This is a genomic window from Aeromonas sp. s1(2024) (genome assembly GCF_040908005.1).
GTDB lineage: Bacteria > Pseudomonadota > Gammaproteobacteria > Enterobacterales > Aeromonadaceae > Aeromonas > Aeromonas caviae.
The window spans coordinates 13,718-32,212 of record NZ_JBFOCW010000075.1 but is presented as its reverse complement, the minus strand read 5'-3'; the positions used below and the strand labels follow the sequence as shown (position 1 = coordinate 32,212).

At 62.4% G+C, this 18,495-nt stretch carries 15 protein-coding genes and 1 pseudogene; 10 read left to right on the top strand and 6 right to left on the bottom strand.

Annotated features, from left to right (window positions below):
- Positions 1-125, top strand: a 125-nt coding sequence (locus AB5Y70_RS18400) for a transposase (RefSeq protein ID WP_368175959.1), incomplete at its 5' end; no start/stop codon positions are given.
- A 58-nt stretch (positions 126-183) separates the two neighbouring features.
- Positions 184-684: pseudogene (locus AB5Y70_RS18395) on the top strand (radical SAM protein); the annotation flags it as partial.
- A gap of 6 nt (positions 685-690) precedes the next feature.
- Here AB5Y70_RS18395 and AB5Y70_RS18390 read toward each other — a convergent pair.
- Both AB5Y70_RS18390 and gyrA read right to left on the bottom strand, forming a co-directional pair.
- Positions 691-864 (bottom strand): hypothetical protein, encoded by a 174-nt coding sequence (locus tag AB5Y70_RS18390; RefSeq protein ID WP_010674811.1) that lies wholly within the window; start codon positions 862-864, stop codon positions 691-693.
- Between the two features lie 304 nt (positions 865-1,168).
- Entirely contained in the window at positions 1,169-3,916 is a 2,748-nt protein-coding gene (gyrA, locus tag AB5Y70_RS18385; RefSeq protein WP_102948509.1) for a DNA topoisomerase (ATP-hydrolyzing) subunit A, read from the bottom strand.
- 199 nt (positions 3,917-4,115) lie between these two features.
- Here gyrA and ubiG point away from each other — a divergent pair, with 199 nt between their 5' ends.
- The 5 genes from ubiG to yfaE all read left to right on the top strand — a co-directional run bounded on the left by ubiG (position 4,116) and on the right by yfaE (position 9,956).
- Positions 4,116-4,832, top strand: a complete 717-nt coding sequence (ubiG, locus tag AB5Y70_RS18380; protein ID WP_010674813.1) for a bifunctional 2-polyprenyl-6-hydroxyphenol methylase/3-demethylubiquinol 3-O-methyltransferase UbiG — start codon at positions 4,116-4,118, stop codon at positions 4,830-4,832.
- Entirely contained in the window at positions 4,832-5,518 is a 687-nt protein-coding gene (locus AB5Y70_RS18375; RefSeq protein ID WP_029314563.1) for an HAD family hydrolase, read from the top strand. Before ubiG ends, AB5Y70_RS18375 begins: the two co-directional genes overlap by 1 nt.
- 588 nt (positions 5,519-6,106) lie before the next feature.
- Positions 6,107-8,374 carry a class 1a ribonucleoside-diphosphate reductase subunit alpha gene (gene nrdA, locus AB5Y70_RS18370; protein ID WP_010674815.1) on the top strand — a complete coding sequence of 756 codons (2,268 nt, stop codon included), beginning with the start codon at positions 6,107-6,109 and terminating at the stop codon, positions 8,372-8,374.
- A gap of 79 nt (positions 8,375-8,453) precedes the next feature.
- Positions 8,454-9,587: a class Ia ribonucleoside-diphosphate reductase subunit beta gene (nrdB, locus tag AB5Y70_RS18365; RefSeq protein ID WP_010674816.1), complete on the top strand. Its 1,134-nt coding sequence runs from the start codon at positions 8,454-8,456 to the stop codon at positions 9,585-9,587.
- Between the two features lie 69 nt (positions 9,588-9,656).
- Positions 9,657-9,956 carry a class I ribonucleotide reductase maintenance protein YfaE gene (gene yfaE / locus AB5Y70_RS18360; protein ID WP_080560507.1) on the top strand — a complete coding sequence of 100 codons (300 nt, stop codon included), beginning with the start codon at positions 9,657-9,659 and terminating at the stop codon, positions 9,954-9,956.
- Between the two features lie 133 nt (positions 9,957-10,089).
- Here yfaE and mltA read toward each other — a convergent pair whose 3' ends face one another.
- A complete protein-coding gene (gene mltA / locus AB5Y70_RS18355; RefSeq protein ID WP_029314565.1) occupies positions 10,090-11,241 on the bottom strand; it encodes a murein transglycosylase A in 1,152 nt (383 codons plus the stop codon).
- 150 nt (positions 11,242-11,391) lie between these two features.
- Between mltA and AB5Y70_RS18350 the strand changes: the two genes are divergently transcribed.
- A complete protein-coding gene (locus AB5Y70_RS18350; RefSeq protein WP_010674819.1) occupies positions 11,392-11,643 on the top strand; it encodes a DUF1289 domain-containing protein in 252 nt (83 codons plus the stop codon).
- Between the two features lie 82 nt (positions 11,644-11,725).
- On the opposite strand, the gene fruA is transcribed toward AB5Y70_RS18350, so the two are convergent.
- The 3 genes from fruA to fruB are packed head-to-tail and all read right to left on the bottom strand — an operon-like array spanning position 11,726 to position 15,536.
- The gene (gene fruA, locus AB5Y70_RS18345; protein ID WP_368176092.1) at positions 11,726-13,450 is read right to left on the bottom strand and encodes a PTS fructose transporter subunit IIBC; all 1,725 of its coding nucleotides are present in this window, start codon (positions 13,448-13,450) and stop codon (positions 11,726-11,728) included.
- Entirely contained in the window at positions 13,447-14,436 is a 990-nt protein-coding gene (gene pfkB / locus AB5Y70_RS18340; RefSeq protein ID WP_010674821.1) for a 1-phosphofructokinase, read from the bottom strand. Before pfkB ends, fruA begins: the two co-directional genes overlap by 4 nt.
- A complete protein-coding gene (gene fruB / locus AB5Y70_RS18335; RefSeq protein ID WP_010674822.1) occupies positions 14,436-15,536 on the bottom strand; it encodes a fused PTS fructose transporter subunit IIA/HPr protein in 1,101 nt (366 codons plus the stop codon). Before fruB ends, pfkB begins: the two co-directional genes overlap by 1 nt.
- 307 nt (positions 15,537-15,843) lie before the next feature.
- On the opposite strand from fruB, the gene cra reads away from it, so the two are divergent.
- Together cra and AB5Y70_RS18325 are read left to right on the top strand one after the other, a co-directional pair.
- The gene (gene cra, locus AB5Y70_RS18330; protein ID WP_010674823.1) at positions 15,844-16,830 is read left to right on the top strand and encodes a catabolite repressor/activator; all 987 of its coding nucleotides are present in this window, start codon (positions 15,844-15,846) and stop codon (positions 16,828-16,830) included.
- Positions 16,831-17,137: 307 nt separating this feature from the next.
- Positions 17,138-18,331 (top strand): aromatic amino acid transport family protein, encoded by a 1,194-nt coding sequence (locus AB5Y70_RS18325; RefSeq protein WP_010674824.1) that lies wholly within the window; start codon positions 17,138-17,140, stop codon positions 18,329-18,331.
- Positions 18,332-18,495 lie beyond the last annotated feature (164 nt).

Below are 18,495 nucleotides of genomic sequence, written 5' to 3'. Positions count from 1 at the left end.
AATTTCTGGACTTGAGAGGTGCTTACAGCAAACCCGTACTCTGGTCACGCTCTTACTTTGCGGGCTCTTGCGGCGGAGCACCGTTGGAGGTGATCAAGCAATACATTCAAAACCAGCGGGGCTGACGCCCCGGCGAAATTCCCCTCCCACCTACGTCGGAGGGAGTCCCCTTTCGCATTTAAGATGGTGTCGGTCACCACCCTCAATGAGACGCTGAGGCGACAGCTGGAGCCCAGGGCCAGCACGGGGGTTGGGCGGATCAAGGTGATCGAACGACTGGCCAAGGCCGGTGTGCCGGTCGGCGTGCTCGCCGCCCCAATGATCCCCAGGCTCAACGAGCCTGAACTGGAACAGATCATCAAGGCCGCCGTCGACGCCGGGGCGGGCTGTGCGGATTACATCTTGCTGCGATTGCCCCACGAGCTCACCACCCTCTTTTGCGACTGGCTCGATACGCATTATCCCGGCCAGAAAGAGGCGATCCTCAACCAGCTGCGGGCGAGCCGGGGTGGCGCACTCAACAGCGCCACCTTTGGCAGCCGCATGCGAGGTGAAGGACAGTTTGCCGACCTGCTCGCCCAGCGCTTTCGCCTGATCAGCAGGCGGCTGCAACTGGGCAAGCGCCATATTGCACTCAATACAGCCGCCTTCATCCGCCCGGGCGAGCAGTTGCGTCTGTTCTGAGCGCCATCAGCCCCGTGGTCTCGGCGGGTAGCTCCCCGCTGGGTGGCGCTGTGCAATCAGCTCCGCAGGCAGGCGGGATGGCTCGTGCGCCACCTCCTCCTCATCCACTCTAAGGCGCGCCTTCTCCTGCCCTCCCCACATCCGGCTCCACCAGATCTCCCACATTACCCAGCTCGTCATAACAGTGCTCCTGGCAAGCGATGCCTGCCTCTGTGGTGGCCTCATTCAACGCAGGCAGCATGGCTGGCCGTCATGACAGGGCCATGACAGTCGAGTGAAGGAATCGTGTTGATGCGATGGGACCAACCCTGCATATCAGGAAGATGACGCCGTGGCAGGCAGGGCTGCATGCACGGCAGACAGAGCCTGGCAGCAGAAAAGAGGGCGCCAGGGCAAGCACAGGGACGGGGAGAGCCTGCGGTGAGGCGGACAAAAAAAGAGCGACCATCAAGGTCGCTCTTTTGCACCGGACAAAGGGGGACGATTACTCGTCGCCCGCCTCCCCGGTATCGACGGCGCCAGCGTCCGCTGCGGTGTCGGTGCCTTCAGACACCTCCCCTTCAACAGCCAGGGCCTCGGTTTCCTCTTCGTCGCTCTCGGCAACGCGCTGCAGGCCGACTACGGTCTCGTCTTCACCGGTACGGATCAGACGCACACCGCCGGTGTTGCGGCCGATGACGCTCACCTCGGACACCCGGGTACGAACCAGGGTACCGCCGTTGGTGATCAGCATGATCTGGTCGGTATCTTCGACCTGGATCGCATCGATTACCTTGCCGTTGCGCTCATCCACCTTGATGGAGATGACGCCCTGGGTACCACGGCTCTTGGTCGGGTACTCGTCCAGCGCGGTGCGCTTGCCGTAACCGTTCTCGGTAGCGGTGAGGATGGCACCATCACCACGGGGCACGATGAGGGAGACCACCTTGTCACCGGCGCCCAGCTTGATGCCGCGCACGCCAGCAGCGGTACGACCCATGGGACGTACGCCCTTGAAGGTGCCCTTGCTTTCGGTGCCTTCGCCGTTGTCACTGCCGTCATCGTCGTTGCCGGCGTCGTCATCGGTGTCGACCTCGTCAGTGGCATCGGCATCGGCGCGACCGCTGCCTTCCGCGAAGCGAACCACCTTGCCCGCATCGGAGAAGAGCATGATCTCGTTGCTGCCATCGGTGATGTCCACCCCGATCAGCTCATCACCCTCTTTGAGGTTGATGGCACGGATACCGGAGGAGAGCGGACGGCTGAAGTCGGACAGGCTGGTCTTCTTCACGGTGCCGTTGGCGGTGGCGAAGAAGACATACTTGTCGGCGTCATATTCTTTCACCGGCAGAATGGCGGTGATGCGCTCACCCTCATCCAGCGGTAGCAGGTTGATGATCGGACGACCGCGGGCGCCACGGGACGCCTCCGGCAATTGATACACCTTGAGCCAGTAGACCTTGCCACGGGTGGAGAAGCACAGAATGGTGTCGTGGGTGTTGGCCACCAGCAGACGCTCCACAAAGTCCTCTTCCTTGATCCGGGTGGCCGACTTGCCACGACCACCGCGGCGTTGGGCCTCGTAGTCCGAGAGCGGCTGATACTTCACATAGCCCTGGTGAGACAAGGTAACGACCACGTCTTCCGGGGTGATCAGATCTTCGATGTTGATCTCGGCACTGGACATGCTGATCTCGGTGCGACGCTCGTCGCCGTACTGCTCGCGCACGGCCAGCAGCTCGTCACGGATCACTTCCATCAGGCGTTCCGGGCTTGCCAGGATGTGCAGCAGCTCGGCGATGAGATCCAGCAGAGATTGGTACTCTTCCAGGATCTTCTCGTGCTCGAGGCCGGTCAGCTTGTGCAGACGTAGGTCAAGGATGGCCTGGGCCTGGATCTCGGTCAGGAAGTACTGCCCTTCACGGATGCCGAACTCGGGCTCCAGCCACTCGGGGCGAGCCGCGTCGTCGCCCGCTTTTTCCAGCATGGCGGCCACGTTGCCGAGCTCCCAGCCCTTGGCTACCAGGGCGGCTTTCGCATCCGCCGGGGTCGCACTGTGGCGAATGAGCTCGATGATGGGGTCGATGTTGGCCAATGCCACCGCCAACCCTTCCAGGATGTGCGCCCGATCCCGCGCCTTGCGCAGCTCGAACACGGTCCGGCGAGTCACCACTTCACGGCGGTGCAGCAGGAAGGCATCCAGGATCTCTTTGAGGTTCATCACCTTGGGCTGGTTGTTGTCCAGCGCCACCATGTTGATGCCGAACGTGGTCTGCATCTGGGTGTGCTTGTAGAGATTGTTCAGCACAATCTCGCCGGACTCGCCGCGCTTGATCTCGATGACGATGCGCATGCCGTCCTTGTCGGACTCATCGCGCAGGGCGCTGATGCCCTCGATTTTCTTCTCTTTGACCAGCTCGGCGATCTTCTCGATCAGGCGAGCCTTGTTCACCTGATAGGGGATCTCGTGGACGATGATGGTCTCGCGACTGGTCTTCTCGTCCACTTCCACCTCGGCCTTGGCCCGCACATAGACGGAGCCGCGACCGGTACGGTAAGCCTGCACGATGCCGGAACGGCCGTTGATGATGCCGCCGGTGGGGAAATCCGGGCCGGTGACATGGATCATCAGCTCGTCAATGGTGAGGTCGCCGTTTTCGATCAGCGCCAGGCAACCGTTGACAATCTCGGTGAGGTTGTGAGGCGGGATGTTGGTCGCCATGCCCACCGCGATACCGGAGGAGCCGTTGACCAGCAAGGTGGGGACCTTGGTGGGCATGACAGCCGGGATCATCTCGGTACCGTCGTAGTTCGGCACCCAGTCCACGGTCTCTTTGTCCAGATCGGCCAGCAGCTCGTGGGAGATGCGCGCCATCCGCACTTCGGTGTAACGCATGGCCGCGGCGTTGTCGCCGTCCACCGAACCGAAGTTGCCCTGACCGTCGACCAGCATGTAGCGCATGGAGAAATCCTGCGCCATCCGGACGATGGTGTCATACACGGCGATGTCGCCATGCGGGTGATATTTACCGATTACGTCACCGACCACACGGGCCGATTTCTTGTAGGGCTTGTTCCAGTCGTTCCCCAGCTCGTTCATTGCATACAGAACGCGGCGGTGAACCGGTTTCAAGCCATCACGCACATCCGGCAGAGCTCGTCCTACGATCACGCTCATGGCGTAATCCAGATAGGAACTCTTGAGCTCTTCTTCGATGTTGACCGGCGTGATCTCTCTGGCCAGATCGCTCATAGAAAGCCTTAATCCCTAATTAGTTGTTCTTTGGCTTAAACAGCGCGACATGGTAACACACTGAGCCAAATACATTAAGCCACAAATCCGATGAGCACATCGGGCTGGTGCGACGAGGTCGGTCCGTTATAATGCGCGCCAGGACAATAGATTGCGCGCGCCCAGCCCGCTGCGTGCCTTGCCACAGGATCATCAAAACATGAATAGTGATGCCAATGTCGATCTGACAGAAATCGCCAAATTTGAAGCCATCGCCTCCCGCTGGTGGGACATGGAGGGCGAATTCAAGCCGCTGCATCAAATCAACCCGGTGCGCCTTGACTGGATCACCGACAAGAGCGGCGGCCTGTTTGGCAAGCGCGTGCTCGACATCGGCTGCGGTGGCGGCATCCTCTCCGAGAGCATGGCCCGCCGGGGGGCCCGGGTCACCGGCATCGATATGGGCAAGGAGCCCCTCGGCGTCGCCCGCCTCCACGCGCTGGAACAAGGTGTGGAGCTCGAGTACCGCCAGATCACCGCCGAAGCCCACGCCGATGAAGTGCCGGGCCAGTATGACGTAGTCACCTGCATGGAGATGCTGGAGCACGTGCCGGACCCGGCCTCGGTGCTGCGCGCCATCGCCACCCTGGTACGGCCGGGGGGCAAGGTGTTCGTCTCCACCATCAACCGCAACCCGAAAGCCTATCTGATGATGATCCTCGGGGCCGAGTACCTGATGAAGATGGTCCCCAAGGGCACTCACGATCACAAGAAGTTCATCACCCCCGCCGAACTCTGTCGCATGGGGGAAGCGGCGGGCCTCCTGGTGCGGGACATGAGCGGCGTTCACTACGCCCCGCTCTCCAACAGCTTCAAGCTCGGCAAGAATGTCGACGTCAACTACATGGTGGCGTTCGAGCGCCCGGAGCAAGGCTGATGAGCACACCTCACCCGATGCCCCTTGGCTGCGTGCTGTTTGATCTGGACGGCACCCTGCTCGACACCGCCCCAGACCTTGGCGCCGCCGTCAACCACGTGCTGATAAGCGAAGGCTTTGCCCCGCTCTCTGACGACATCATCCGCCAGACCACCTCCCACGGGGCCCTCGGGCTGCTCAGGGCCGGTCTTGGTGACGAGCTGCTCGAGGAGCTGGGGGCCACCCGCCTTCGCACCGCCCTGCTCGACTACTACGCCGCCAACCTCTGCGTCGGCACCCGCCCCTATGAAGGCATGGTGGATCTCATCGAGTGGCTCGACGAGAAAAAGCTGCCCTGGGGCATTGTCACCAACAAGCCGGGTTTTCTCACCGAACCGCTCCTGGCAGCCCTGCCTGAACTCGCCAGTTGCGGCGTGACGGTGAGCGCCGACACCCTGCCGGTACGCAAGCCCGACCCAGCCCCCATGTTCTTTGCCTGCGAGCGGCTCGGCATCGCGGCGAGCCAGTGTCTCTATGTAGGGGATCACGTGCGCGACATCGAGGCTGGCCGCAATGCCGGCATGCGTACCGCGGTGGCTGGCTGGGGTTATCTCAATGATGACGAGGATCCCGCCCTCTGGGGCGCCGATCTTCACTTTGATACCGTGCAGGCCCTGCACCACTGGCTGCGTTACGAGCTGAGCTGACACGTTCATTGCCCATGACCGACAAGGCATCCGGATAGAGGTGGATCTGCGGGGCAACTTTGATGATGTCCCGATGGCCATGCGGGCATCGGCCCCGGCGCGCAGCTCTCCCCGCAGCACACCAGAGGGATCCCGGACGATCCCTCTTTTTACAGGCTTGGCAACCCCCCGAACGGCGTAACAGGACACCTTTTGACCCTGACTGCACAAGGGATGAGCAGACCGGATTTGCTAGTAAAAACACCCTGCTTTCGCAAGCAAAAAAAGTTATTTTAATTTTCCATCTTCGATCGCCGGACTTGCATTTGACGGATCGGACGGATGAAAACCCGTTCGCTGTGAGCGTCCACTAACTCCCGTCCCGACACCCACAATTTATCCACAGCTAATGCGTTATCCACAGATTGCATTACCGCATCGACCTCACTATCTTGTAGTTCGCATTAAAAATAACACTACATCTTGTGATTCATCGCACAATGCCTGCCCAGTTTCCCTCGACAGACGGAGCCGGGTTGCGCCATTGTGCGATGGCTTTTCGGGAATCAACCGATACCGGCAGGTATCAATGAAAGGGGTCATCAGCCAATGAACTTGTTTGTGACGAAGCGTAACGGACACAAAGAACCCATCGATCTGGATAAAATTCACCGTGTGCTCGACTGGGCTGCCGAGAAGCTCGACAACGTGTCGGTCTCCCAGGTGGAGCTCAAGTCCCACATCCAGTTCTATGACGGTATCCGTACCGCCGACATCCACGAGACCATCATCAAGGCTGCAGCTGACCTCATCTCCGAGCAAAGCCCGGACTACCAGTACATGGCTGCCCGTCTGGCCATCTTCCACCTGCGCAAGAAGGCCTACGGCCAGTTCGAGCCGCCCCACCTGTATCAGCACGTCGCCAGACTGGTGGACATGGGCAAGTACGACAAGCACCTGCTGGAAGACTACACCCAGGCGGAATTTGAGGAGCTGAACGGCTACCTCGATCACTGGCGCGACATGGACTTCTCCTACGCGGCGGTCAAGCAGCTCGAAGGCAAGTACCTGGTACAGAACCGCGTCACCGGCGAGATCTACGAGAGCCCGCAGTTCCTCTACATCCTGGTAGCGGCCTGCCTCTTCTCCAAGTATCCGAAAGATACCCGTCTGGACTACATCAAGCGCTTCTATGATGCGGTCTCGACCTTCAAGATCTCGCTGCCGACCCCGATCATGAGCGGCGTGCGCACCCCGACCCGCCAGTTCAGCTCCTGCGTGCTGATCGAGTGCGACGACAGCCTGGATTCCATCAATGCCACCGCCAGCGCCATCGTGCGCTACGTGTCCCAGCGCGCCGGCATCGGCATCAACGCCGGCCGCATCCGTGGTCTGGGCAGCCCCATCCGTGGCGGCGAAGCCTTCCACACCGGCTGCATCCCCTTCTACAAATACTTCCAGACTGCGGTGAAGTGCTGCTCCCAGGGCGGCGTGCGCGGCGGTGCGGCCACCCTGTTCTACCCGCTGTGGCACACCGAGGTGGAGAGCCTGCTGGTACTGAAGAACAACCGCGGCGTGGAAGAGAACCGGGTCCGTCACATGGACTACGGCGTGCAGATCAACAAGCTGATGTACCAGCGCCTCATCAAGGGCGGCGACATCACCCTGTTCTCCCCGTCCGATGCACCGGGCCTGTACGATGCCTTCTTCGCGGATCAAGACAAGTTCGAAGCGCTCTACGTCAAGTACGAGCAGGATCCGGCCATTCGCAAGAAGACCCTGAAGGCAGTGGATCTCTTCTCCCTGATGATGCAGGAGCGTGCAGGTACCGGCCGCATCTACATCCAGAACGTGGATCACTGCAACACCCACAGCCCGTTCGATCCGAGCGTGGCGCCGGTGCGCCAGTCCAACCTCTGCCTCGAGATTGCGCTGCCCACCAAGCCGCTCAACAACGTGGATGACGAGGACGGCGAGATTGCCCTGTGCACCCTCTCCGCCTTCAACCTGGGCGCCATCGAGAAGCTGGAAGATCTGGAAGAGATGGCCGAGCTGGCCGTGCGCGCTCTGGACGCCCTCCTCGACTATCAGGACTACCCGCTCAAGGCCGCCAAGAAGGGCAGCATGAACCGCCGCACCCTGGGGATCGGCGTCATCAACTACGCCTACTATCTGGCGAAAAACGGTGCCCGCTACTCCGACGGTTCCGGTCTGGCCCTGACCCACCGCACCTTCGAGGCGATCCAGTACTACCTGCTGAAGGCCTCCGTGCAACTGGCCCGCGAGTTCGGCCCCTGCCCGGCCTTCAACGAGACCACCTATGCCCAGGGTATCCTGCCCATCGATACCTATAAAAAGGATCTGGACACCCTGTGCAATGAACCCCTGCACCTGGACTGGGAAACCTTGCGCGAAGAGATCAAGACCGTGGGTCTGCGCAACTCCACCCTGACCGCCCTGATGCCGAGCGAGACCTCCAGCCAGATCTCCAACGCCACCAACGGCATCGAGCCGCCCCGCGGCCTGGTGTCGGTGAAAGCCTCCAAGGACGGCATCCTCAAGCAGGTGGTGCCGGAGTACCACCGCCTGAAGGATCAGTACGAACTGCTGTGGAAACAGCCGAGCGTCGACGGTTACCTGCAGCTGGTCGGCATCATGCAGAAGTTCGTGGATCAGGCGATCTCCGCCAACACCAACTACGACCCGGCCCGCTTCGAAGGCAACAAGGTGCCGATGAAGCAGTTGCTCAAAGACTTGCTGACCGCCTACAAATACGGTCTCAAGACCCTCTACTATCACAACACCCGTGATGGTGCCGACGACACCCAGACCGATCTGCAAGATGACGGCTGCGCTGGCGGGGCTTGCAAGATCTAACCGCGAAACGCACTGATAAACCGGGCGGGAGCATCAAGCTCCCGCCCTCCTGTTTTCCCTATTTCACGGCATTCGAACCATGGCTTACTCTACTTTTTGCCAGACCCAAAACGATCAGCTCAAGGAGCCGATGTTCTTCGGCCAGTCGGTCAACGTGGCCCGTTATGATCAGCAAAAGCACGACATCTTCGAGCGGCTGATCGAGAAGCAGCTCTCCTTCTTCTGGCGCCCGGAAGAGGTGGATGTCTCCCACGACCGCATCGACTTCCAGGCTCTGCCGCCCCACGAGCAGCACATCTTCATCTCCAACCTGAAGTACCAGACCCTGCTGGATTCCATTCAGGGCCGCAGCCCCAACGTTGCCCTGCTGCCCCTGGTCTCCATCCCGGAGCTGGAGACCTGGATCGAGACCTGGGCCTTCTCCGAGACCATCCACTCTCGCTCCTACACCCACATCATCCGCAACATCGTCAACAACCCGGGCCAGGTGTTCGACGACATCGTGACCAACGAGCAGATCTTGAAGCGCGCCGGCTCCATCAGCCACTTCTATGACGATCTCATCGAGGCCACCTCCGTCTATCACCTGCACGGTGAGGGGACTCACCGGATCGGGGATCGCGAAGTCACCATCAGCCTGCGGGAGCTCAAGAAGAAGCTCTACCTGTGCCTGATGAGCGTCAACGCCCTCGAAGCCATCCGCTTCTACGTGAGCTTCGCCTGCTCCTTTGCCTTCGCCGAGCGCGAGCTGATGGAGGGCAACGCCAAGATCATCAAGATGATCGCCCGTGACGAAGCGCTGCACCTGACCGGCACCCAGCACATGCTGAACCTGATGCGCAGCGGCAACGACGACCCCGACATGGCGGAGATCGCCGTCGAGTGCGAGCAGGCCTGCTTCGAGCTGTTCAAGGAAGCGGCCCTGCAGGAGAAGGAGTGGGCCGAGTACCTGTTCCAGGACGGCTCCATGATCGGCCTGAACAAGGACATCCTCTGCCAGTACGTGGAATACATCACCAACCTGCGCATGGCGGCCGTCGGCCTGCAACCGGCCTTTGCCGGCACCAAGCAGAACCCCATCCCCTGGATCAACACCTGGCTCTCCTCCGACAACGTGCAGGTGGCGCCCCAGGAAGTGGAAGTAAGCTCCTATCTGGTGGGTCAGATCGACAGTGAAGTGCACGCCGACGATCTCGGTGACTTCGAGCTGTGATGCAAGGCGACCTCTGCTGGCAGCCCATGATGCGGGAGAGCGACGTCCGTGAGTGACGCCACCGCCACCCTGAACGCGCCCCAGCATACCGCCACCACGGCGCCGGAAGGGCAAGCCCCCCAGGTACAGACCCTGGACGGTGTACTGCACCCCCATCCCGGCGAAAGCGTGCTGGAGACCCTGGAGCGCCACGGCCATCACGTGGAGTTCCAGTGCCGCAGCGGCTATTGCGGCGCCTGCCGCACCCCGCTGCTGGCGGGCAAGGTGCACTACGCCGCCGTCCCGCTCGCCTTTGTCTCCCAGGGGGAGTGCCTCCCCTGCTGCTGTCAGCCGGTGGGCGCCATCAAGCTCGATATCCGAAAGGGCTGACGGCCCTTATCGCCAGATCTGCCCCGCAAACAAAAAGCCGCCGGATTGCTCCGGCGGCTTTTTTCATGGGAATGTCCCGTCTCTTGAGGGAAATGAGGGGCCATGGCCCCTCTTACATTACAACCCGGGGGGGTTACAACCAGGGGGCGGCAGTCGGCCCGTGGTGCAGACCCAGCTTCCAGACCCGGCCAAAATGCTTGTAGTGACCGGCCGCGACACCGGCTTTCTCCCCCATACCGTGGTAGAGATCGAGGTGCCCCTTCTTCACCGCGCCCCCCACATCCAGCGCAATCAGCAGGCGCAGCTGGTGCTTGCCGGTCCAGTTGCCCTCTTTGTCCAGCAGCGGCACTTCCGCGAGGATGGGGGTGCCCATGGGCAGCAGAGTCTTGTCGGCAGCCACCGCCGCCATGGGCAAGAGCGGAATGCCGGCAGCCCCCACCACGTCATTGGTGGGACGGCGCTCGAAGAAGACATAGGAGGGGTTCTGCTCCACCAGCTCCTTCACGCTCTCTTCCGGCTGACGGTTGGCCCACTCCTTGATGGCCTTCATGGACATCTGCTCCTTGGGCACTTCGCCACGGTCGATGAGCACCCGGCCAATGCTGACATAGCCGTGGCCGTTCTTGCCGCTGTAGCCGAGGTACTGCAGCCGGTCGTCATCGCCGTAGTGAACGAAGCCGGAACCCTGCACGTCCATCAGGAAGTTGTCGATGAGGGACTTGCTGTAGCCCAGCTCCAACCCCCGGTTGGCCAACGCCCCCCGGTGGATCTCGGCCCGGCTCGGGCAGCGACCGCCGCAGTTGGGCATGGCATAGATGGGATACTTGTACTGGGCGTCCGGGCGATGGCGCACCTCCAGCACCGGCGAGTAGTAGCCGGTGAAGAGCACGTTGCCCATGCGGTCGGCACCGCCAAGCTGCGCCAGGCTGATGCCGTACTGGGTGATATGGGCGGGATTGCCCCCATTGGCGACCCAGCGTGAGAGCTGACGGTAGAGCTCCCCATAGCGGCTCGCCATGCGGCCGGAGCGTTCCATCACCATCCGGCTCTGGGGACCGAACTTGCTGTAATCGGCGCGGGCGCGGCTGTTGACCCGCTCTACCCGCACCAGATCCCCCGGCAGGGCACCATCCAGATACTGCTTGCCCAGATTCACAGGGATCTCGCAGTTCAGAAAACATCCGGATTCCGCCTTCTTCTGGGGCACCTTGACCGGTTCAGGGTTGCCCGCACAACCGGCCAGCCCCACCACGGCGGCGGCCAACCAGTACGCATGTCTATTCATATGTCCTCATATAACACCGAGTGTCTTGCACGGCGGGGAAGATGCCAAAATTGCCCGGGGAAAGCAAACGCCTTCACGCCCCTGACGACGGATTTCTCCTGCCGTGATCTTCTGGGTTATAACAAGGTGACAAGGTGTGAGAGGTCATGGATGGAACAGCTCGAAATCTTCCCGCTCCAGAGCCCCTGTGTCGGGGTCTGCGAACTGAACAACAAGGGGTATTGCAAGGGATGCCTGCGAAGCCGCGAGGAGCGTTTCAACTGGCTTGCCATGACCCCTGCCCAGCAGCAGGAGGTGATGCGCCTGTGCCGCAACCGCAAGGCCAGGGTCGAGGCCGCTCGCCGCAAGGCGCAGGCCGAAGAGGCGGCCGATCCGCCGCCCCCGCCAGGCTGGGATTTTTAAATCCCACGTTGCCCCTCCCCCCAACAAGAAAGGCGGCCCCAGGGCCGCCTTGTCATGAAGAGTGTGTCACGCCGTGACGCCCTCAGGCGGTCGCCAGCTTGGCCTGCTCCTCGCCACACTTGAGCATGGCGTAAGCCACCCCGGTCACCAGAGAACCGGCCGCGATCGCCAGGATGTACATCATCACATGGCTGATGGCGTTCGGGATGAAGAGCACGAACAGACCACCGTGGGGTGCCACCAGCTCGCAGCCGAACAGCATGGAGAGCGCACCGGTCAGGGCACCGCCCGCCATGCAGGCCGGGATGACGCGCATGGGGTCCTTGGCGGCAAACGGGATGGCCCCCTCGGAGATGAAGCACAGACCCAGCACGAAGGAGGCCTTGCCCGCCTCCTGCTCCGCCTTGATGAACTTTCTGCTGGCCAGGAAGGTCGCGATCCCCATCCCCAGTGCAGGCACCATGCCGGCGGCCATGACCGCTGCCATGGGGGCATAGGTCTTGGAGGCGAGCAGGCCGACACCGAAGGCATAAGCCGCCTTGTTGACCGGGCCACCCATGTCGAAGCACATCATGGCGCCGATGATGACACCCAGCAGCACGGCGTTGGCAGAGCCCATGTTGTTGAGGAACTCGGTCATGGCATTCATGATGCCCGCCACCGGGCCACCCACCACGTAGATCATCACCAGACCGGTGAACAGGCTGGCAAAGAGCGGAATGATGAGGATGGGCTTGAGGGCTTCCAGGGTGACCGGCAGGCGCACCTTGTCGCTCAGGAACTTGGCGCTGTAACCGGCGAGGAAGCCGCCGACGATGCCGCCAAGGAAACCGGCGCCGAGCGAGCTTGCCAGCATACCGGCGATCATGCCGGGCGCCAGACCCGGACGGTCGGCGATGGAGTAGGCGATGTAGCCTGCCAGCACCGGGATCATCAGGGCGAAGGCGGAGCCGCCACCGATCTTCATCAGGGCCGCGGCCAGCGTCCCCTCTTCCTTGAACGCTTCAATGCCGAAGATGAAGGAGAGCGCGATGATAAGGCCCCCCGCTACCACCATGGGCAGCATGAAGGAGACACCGGTCAGCAGGTGCTTGTAGGGGCCCGCCTTTTCCTCTTTCTTGACCGCAGCCGCGCCGCTGTGGCGATAGACCTTCGCCTCGGTCCAGGCCTTGTCGAGCTCGGCCCGGGTTTTCTTCAGGGCAGCCCCCGTGCTGGTGCGATAGACCGGCTTGCCGTCAAAGCGCGCCATGTCCACCTCGATGTCAGTGGCGAGGAACACCAGATCGGCGGCGGCAATCTCGTCCGCCGTCAAGGCATTCTGGGCACCGACCGATCCCTGGGTCTCGACGCGGATCTGGTGACCCAGCTGCTTGGCCATGGTCTCCAGGGCCTCGGCCGACATGAAGGTGTGGGCCACCCCGGTCGGGCAGGCCGTCACCGCCACGATGCGCTTGGCACCGCTGGCCGGTTTGGCAACCACAGGCGTCGCCTCATGGCGATAGACGCTGGCACCGCTTCGCGCGGCGTCCAGCAGGGCAGCGGGATCCTGGAGCGCCAGATCCATGTCGCCCCGATAGAGCGACTTGCCATCATAGGCGGCCAGATCCACCGGTGCGCTGGCAACGACCAGCACCAGGTCGGCGGCGGCAATCAGCTCTTTCGAGGGAACCTGACGGGGCTGCACGCTGGAGTCGACGTCGAGGGTGAGCTCCCAGCCAGCCAGTTTGGCCTGCTGTTCTATCCGTTTTGCAGCGAGAAAGCTGGTGGCAATGCCCGCCGGGCAAGCCGTAACCAGAATTGCTTTCATTGGGCATCTCCTGAGTTAGCCATCAAATGGGGTTGGGGTTGAGTCGGTGCCAGATCATCCAGACGCTGTACGCGCACCTGCTCGAGTAACGGTTTGAGCACATTGATATCGTTGAAGCCGACCGCGACCTGGCTCACCGCCAGTGCCGAGACGGCGGTGGCCAGCCGCAGGGTCTGCTCCGGCGTCCAGTCCAGGCTCATGCCATGGACCAGGCCCGCCACCAGGGAGTCGCCGGCACCCACGGTGCTGACCACCTCCATGCGCGGCGGAATCGCCTGCCAGGTGGCATCCGGTGCAAACCAGATGAGGCCGTCGGCACCATTGGAGATCACCACGTTGGGGATCCCGCTGGCCTGCAGCGCGCGGGCGCACTCGGCCTGCTCGCTCAGGGTCTTCACGGGGCGACCCGCCCACTGGCTCAGCTCTTCCAGGTTGGGTTTGACCAGGGTCGGCGCCGCCTTGATCCCTTCGCTCAACGCCGCGCCGCTGCAATCGAAGATCACCTGCTTGCCCTTGGCCTTGAGCAGACGGATCAGATGGCCGCAGTAATCGGGGGCCACCCCTTTGGGCAGGCTGCCCGCCAGCACGAACCAGTCAGTGTGGGGTGCCAGTCGCTCCAGCGCCGCTTCCAGGGCGCTGACATCGCCTTCCTGCACCGCGAGTCCCGGCAGATTGAGATCGGTCACCCGGCCGGATTGTTCGGAGATCTTGACGTTGATCCGGGTGTCGCCCGCCACGCGCACGAAGTGATCGGCAAGGGCACGCTCCTCGAACAGGGAGACGAAGCTCTGCTGGTTACCCTCGCCGAGCCAGCCGGTCAGGCCTACGTCACGGCCGAGATCTTTCAAGACCATGGCGACGTTGATCCCCTTGCCCGCGGCGCGCAAGTTGGCCTCGCTCACCAGATTGACCTCGCCAGGGTGCATGGCCTCCAGACGGGTGGTGAGATCGAGCGCGGGATTAAGGGTGATGGTGACGATGTCCATCAGTGCGCCCCCTCGCCCAAGCCGGCGGCAATGGCTTCGCCAATGCCCTTGAGGGCTGCTTCGGCATCCGCTCCTTCGGCGCGAAACGCCAGACGATGACCGCACTTGACCCCAAGCCCGATCACCTTCATCAGGCTCTTGGCAGAGACGGCTTCACCGCTGCCATCGAGGTTGGCGACGCGGATGTCGGATTCATACTCCTTGGCCACCTTGACCAGCATGGCGCCCGGACGGGCATGCAGACCGTGGGGGTTGATGATGGTGAAGGTCTCGGACAGCCCGCTCGCCGGACCCGCCTGCAACATGGCCAGACCGTCGCTGCCAGAAAGGGTGGCCAACTGGCCGGCTGCGGCCAGCTTGGCCAGATTCTCGAGTTGCGGCAGATGGCCGCTATCTGCGGCACACAGCAGTAGCAGGGCGCTGACCGGCAATTCACCGACGTTCAGCGGGGTGCTCGGGGTGGCCAGCACCCAACCGGTCTGGGCCGCTTGCGCACGGGCCAGCCAGATGCCCTCCCCCAGGTGAACAGGCTGGCTGGCCAGGAGGGCGCTCACCATGGCGGCGTCTCCCCAGCCTGCGGATTTGGCGCGGGCCGCAGCCCCCAGCAGCAACTGGTCCTGGTCGTCGGCCGGGAAGTCCGCCAGGGTCAGGTATTGCACCTCTTTGGCGGCAGTCGCGCCAGTCAGGATATTGATGATGGTCTCTTCGTCGGTCGCCCCCTTGAGCTGGGCTGCGGCCTGCTCGTCACCCAGCACGTGGGTGAGCTGGCGCAAGATCCCCAGGTGCTCGTCGGACTTGGCGGCGATGCCGATGGCGACGTAGGCAATCTGCCCCTCGTCCCACTCGATGCCGTGGGGGAACTGGGCCACCATGACACCGGTGCTCTTCACCAGATGACGGGTGTCCGTGGTGCCGTGGGGAATGGCGATACCGCTGCCAAGATAGGTGGCGTGCTGCGCTTCCCGCGCCAGCATGCCGTCCACGTAACCTGCTTCAACCAGACCGGCGTCGGTCAGTTTGCTTGCCAGCAGGGCGATGGCGTCCGCCTTGGTCGTCACCGATTGTCCCAACAGGATTTGCTGTCGCGCCAACTTCAACATAGAGATTCTCCATCAGGTCCGGCTTCGCCTCGCGGCGTACCGGCGCAACTCAACTCGATTTTCGGGTAACTTGCCTGCTGACAATAGACGGTGATCTCTCGCTTTGGTGAGCCGGAACCCATTTCCAAGTGCAGATAATCATCCGTTACTGACAAGCTGAATCGTTTCACTTACACTCAGACTGAATCGTTTCAGCGCATTGTTCAAGATCCCGCAGAAAGTACGTTTCAATGATATGATCCCGCGCACACTTTTCGGCGCCCCAACCAGGAACCGGCGCGGGCCTTGCAACTCAAACAGAGCCAACATGATGAAACTGGATGAAATCGCCGCGCTGGCCGGTGTCTCTCGCACCACCGCCAGCTATGTGATCAATGGCAAGGCCGATCAATACCGCATCAGCCAGGCAACCCGCGACAAGGTGATGGCCGTGGTCCATGCCCACAACTATCAGCCGGACAGCCGCGCCGCCTCCCTGCGCGGCGGCCAGACCCGCACCCTCGGCTTCATCCTGCCCGACCTCGAAAACGCCAGTTACGCCAAGCTCGCCAAGCGCCTGGAGCAAGGGGCCCGCACCCAGGGATATCAGTTGCTCATCGTCTGCTCGGAGGACGATCCGGACACCGAAAAGGAGCTGGCCCGGATGCTGGTGAGCCGCCATGTGGACGCGCTCCTGGTGGCAAGCTGCCTCCCCCCGGCGGATCCCTTCTACCTAGAGCAGCAGTCCCGGGGCGTGCAGATCCTCGCCATCGACCGTGCCATGGCCACCGAGCACTTCGTCACCGTGGCGAGTGAAAACCAGAAGGCGAGCCTGGACCTCACCGCCTCCCTGCTCACCCCGGCCATCGGTCATATCGCCTTGATCACTGCACTGCCGGAACTGACGATCAGCCAGGAGCGAAAAGCGGGCTTCGAACAGGCGATTGCCAGTCACAGTGCGACCCGCCACCTGTGTGAAGGGGCCCACTTCTCGCGCACCGAAGGGTATCGCCTGATCAAGACGCTCCATCAGCAGCTCGGCCAACTGCCCGAGGCGCTGATCACCACCTCCTACATCCTGATGGAGGGGGTGCTCGACTACCTGCTGGAGCAGGAGGCCGACATGAGCCAGCTCGCCATGGCTACCTTCGGGGATGACCGCCTGCTCGATTTCCTCCCCTTTGGCATCAACTCCCTGCCCCAGCAGCACGACGCCCTGGCAAGCCAGGCCCTGACGCTGGCCCTCAAGGCGGTCAATGGCGACTACCAGAGCGGCCTGCACTATGTGAGCCGTACCCTCAAACGCCGCCGCTGACGCGAAACGGACGTGCCGAAGGCGACCACGGTCGCCTTTGCGTGTTTTTACGCCATCCACTCCAGACAACTGTCATCATTTATTTCCACACAAGCGCCTTTCACAGTAGAACCTTCGCTCACTCCCGCTTGTTTTCGATATTTTAATCGGCTAACGTGGCAACCCTGTTTTACAACCTGCGGCTGTTCGTAACGATGTCTCCACTCCGATATTGCTAGCCTCCGGCTTTTCCCCGGAGGCGTCTCCCGACACAGCCAACTGGCTCTCTCTTGTTTGCAACAGCGCCCCTCACTTTCGGATGGATGACATGAATACCAAGACCCTGGGTTGTACCCTGTTGATTGCCGGCACCACCATAGGCGCCGGCATGCTGGCCCTGCCGCTGGCCTCCTCGTCCCTGGGCGGCCCCGCCACCCTGATGCTGATGATCGGCCTCTGGGCCCTGATGGCCTTCACCGCCATGCTGCAGGTGGAAGCCAGCCTCAGCACCGGCAAGTGGTACCTGCACCAGTTGGCGGATCACCTGCTCGGCCCCTGGGGCAAGGGCATCGCCTCCTTCTGCATCCTGATGCTGTTCTACGCCCTGGCCTCCGCCTACATCAGCGGCGGCAGCAGTCTGCTGACCCAGGCACTGGCCGATGCCGGCCTGCCCCTCGGCCAGGAGCAGGCGGCCTGGGTCTTTACCCTGCTGTTTGGCGGCATGGTGTGCGTCGGCACCAGGCAGGTGGATTACCTCAACCGCCTGATGTTCACCGTGAAGCTGGTGATCATGGTGGCGGTGCTGGCGCTGCTGCTGCCCCGCGCTCAGGGGCAGCACCTGCTCTCCATGCCCCTCGGGGAAGGCCTGCTGCTGGCGGGCCTGCCGGTCATCTTCACCTCCTTCGGCTTCCACGGCTCCATCCCGAGCGTCATGCTCTACCTCGGGGACAACCCCAGGCAGTTGCGCCGGGTCTTCGTGTGGGGCTCCGCCTTGCCGCTCGTGCTCTACGTGCTGTGGCAGGTCGCCATCCTGGGGCTGCTGGGCCAGCAATCCCTGATCCAGACCGGCGGCGCCCTGGACAGCCTGCTGGCCAACGTCGGCGGCCTGGTGAGCTGGCCCGCCTTCAACCAGGCGATGCATCTGTTTGCGGATCTCGCGCTCGCCACCTCCTTCCTCGGGGTGACCCTGGGACTGTTCGACTTCATGGCCAAGGTGACCCGTCGCAAGGACAACTGGCAGGGCCGCACCCAGACCGGCCTCATCACCTTCGTGCCGCCCCTGCTGTTCGCCCTCTACTTCCCGCAAGGCTTCATCATGGCGCTCGGTTACGCCGCCATTGCGCTGGTGGTGCTGGCGGTGCTGCTGCCAGTGGCCTTGGTGTGGCAGAGCCGCAAGCAGGCCGAGGCAAACCACTACCGCGTCCCGGGCGGCGTACTGGCCCTGGGTCTGGCCGGTGCCATGGGGGTACTGATCGTCGGGGTGCAGGTCAGCGTCAGCATGGGGCTGCTGCCCGCCCTCTGATCTCCCCGACCCGACAAGCAGAAACGCCGCAAAGAGACACGCCCCGCCAACCCAGTTGGCGGGGCGTTTCATTGGCACGGGCTCACTTGGCCGACCCGCGCCCCTCCTCGCGAAGCTCATCCAACAATGAACATTTGAGTACAACCATGTATAGATATGTACAT

Excerpts from the sequence above, each read along its gene's own strand:
- AB5Y70_RS18390 (WP_010674811.1), bottom strand. The coding sequence starts at position 864 with ATGACGAGCTGGGTAATGTGGGAGATCTGGTGGAGCCGGATGTGGGGA.
- gyrA (WP_102948509.1), bottom strand. The coding sequence starts at position 3,916 with ATGAGCGATCTGGCCAGAGAGATCACGCCGGTCAACATCGAAGAAGAG.
- ubiG (WP_010674813.1), top strand. The coding sequence starts at position 4,116 with ATGAATAGTGATGCCAATGTCGATCTGACAGAAATCGCCAAATTTGAA.
- AB5Y70_RS18375 (WP_029314563.1), top strand. The coding sequence starts at position 4,832 with ATGAGCACACCTCACCCGATGCCCCTTGGCTGCGTGCTGTTTGATCTG.
- nrdA (WP_010674815.1), top strand. The coding sequence starts at position 6,107 with ATGAACTTGTTTGTGACGAAGCGTAACGGACACAAAGAACCCATCGAT.
- nrdB (WP_010674816.1), top strand. The coding sequence starts at position 8,454 with ATGGCTTACTCTACTTTTTGCCAGACCCAAAACGATCAGCTCAAGGAG.
- mltA (WP_029314565.1), bottom strand. The coding sequence starts at position 11,241 with ATGAATAGACATGCGTACTGGTTGGCCGCCGCCGTGGTGGGGCTGGCC.
- AB5Y70_RS18350 (WP_010674819.1), top strand. The coding sequence starts at position 11,392 with ATGGAACAGCTCGAAATCTTCCCGCTCCAGAGCCCCTGTGTCGGGGTC.
- fruA (WP_368176092.1), bottom strand. The coding sequence starts at position 13,450 with ATGAAAGCAATTCTGGTTACGGCTTGCCCGGCGGGCATTGCCACCAGC.
- pfkB (WP_010674821.1), bottom strand. The coding sequence starts at position 14,436 with ATGGACATCGTCACCATCACCCTTAATCCCGCGCTCGATCTCACCACC.
- fruB (WP_010674822.1), bottom strand. The coding sequence starts at position 15,536 with ATGTTGAAGTTGGCGCGACAGCAAATCCTGTTGGGACAATCGGTGACG.
- cra (WP_010674823.1), top strand. The coding sequence starts at position 15,844 with ATGATGAAACTGGATGAAATCGCCGCGCTGGCCGGTGTCTCTCGCACC.
- AB5Y70_RS18325 (WP_010674824.1), top strand. The coding sequence starts at position 17,138 with ATGAATACCAAGACCCTGGGTTGTACCCTGTTGATTGCCGGCACCACC.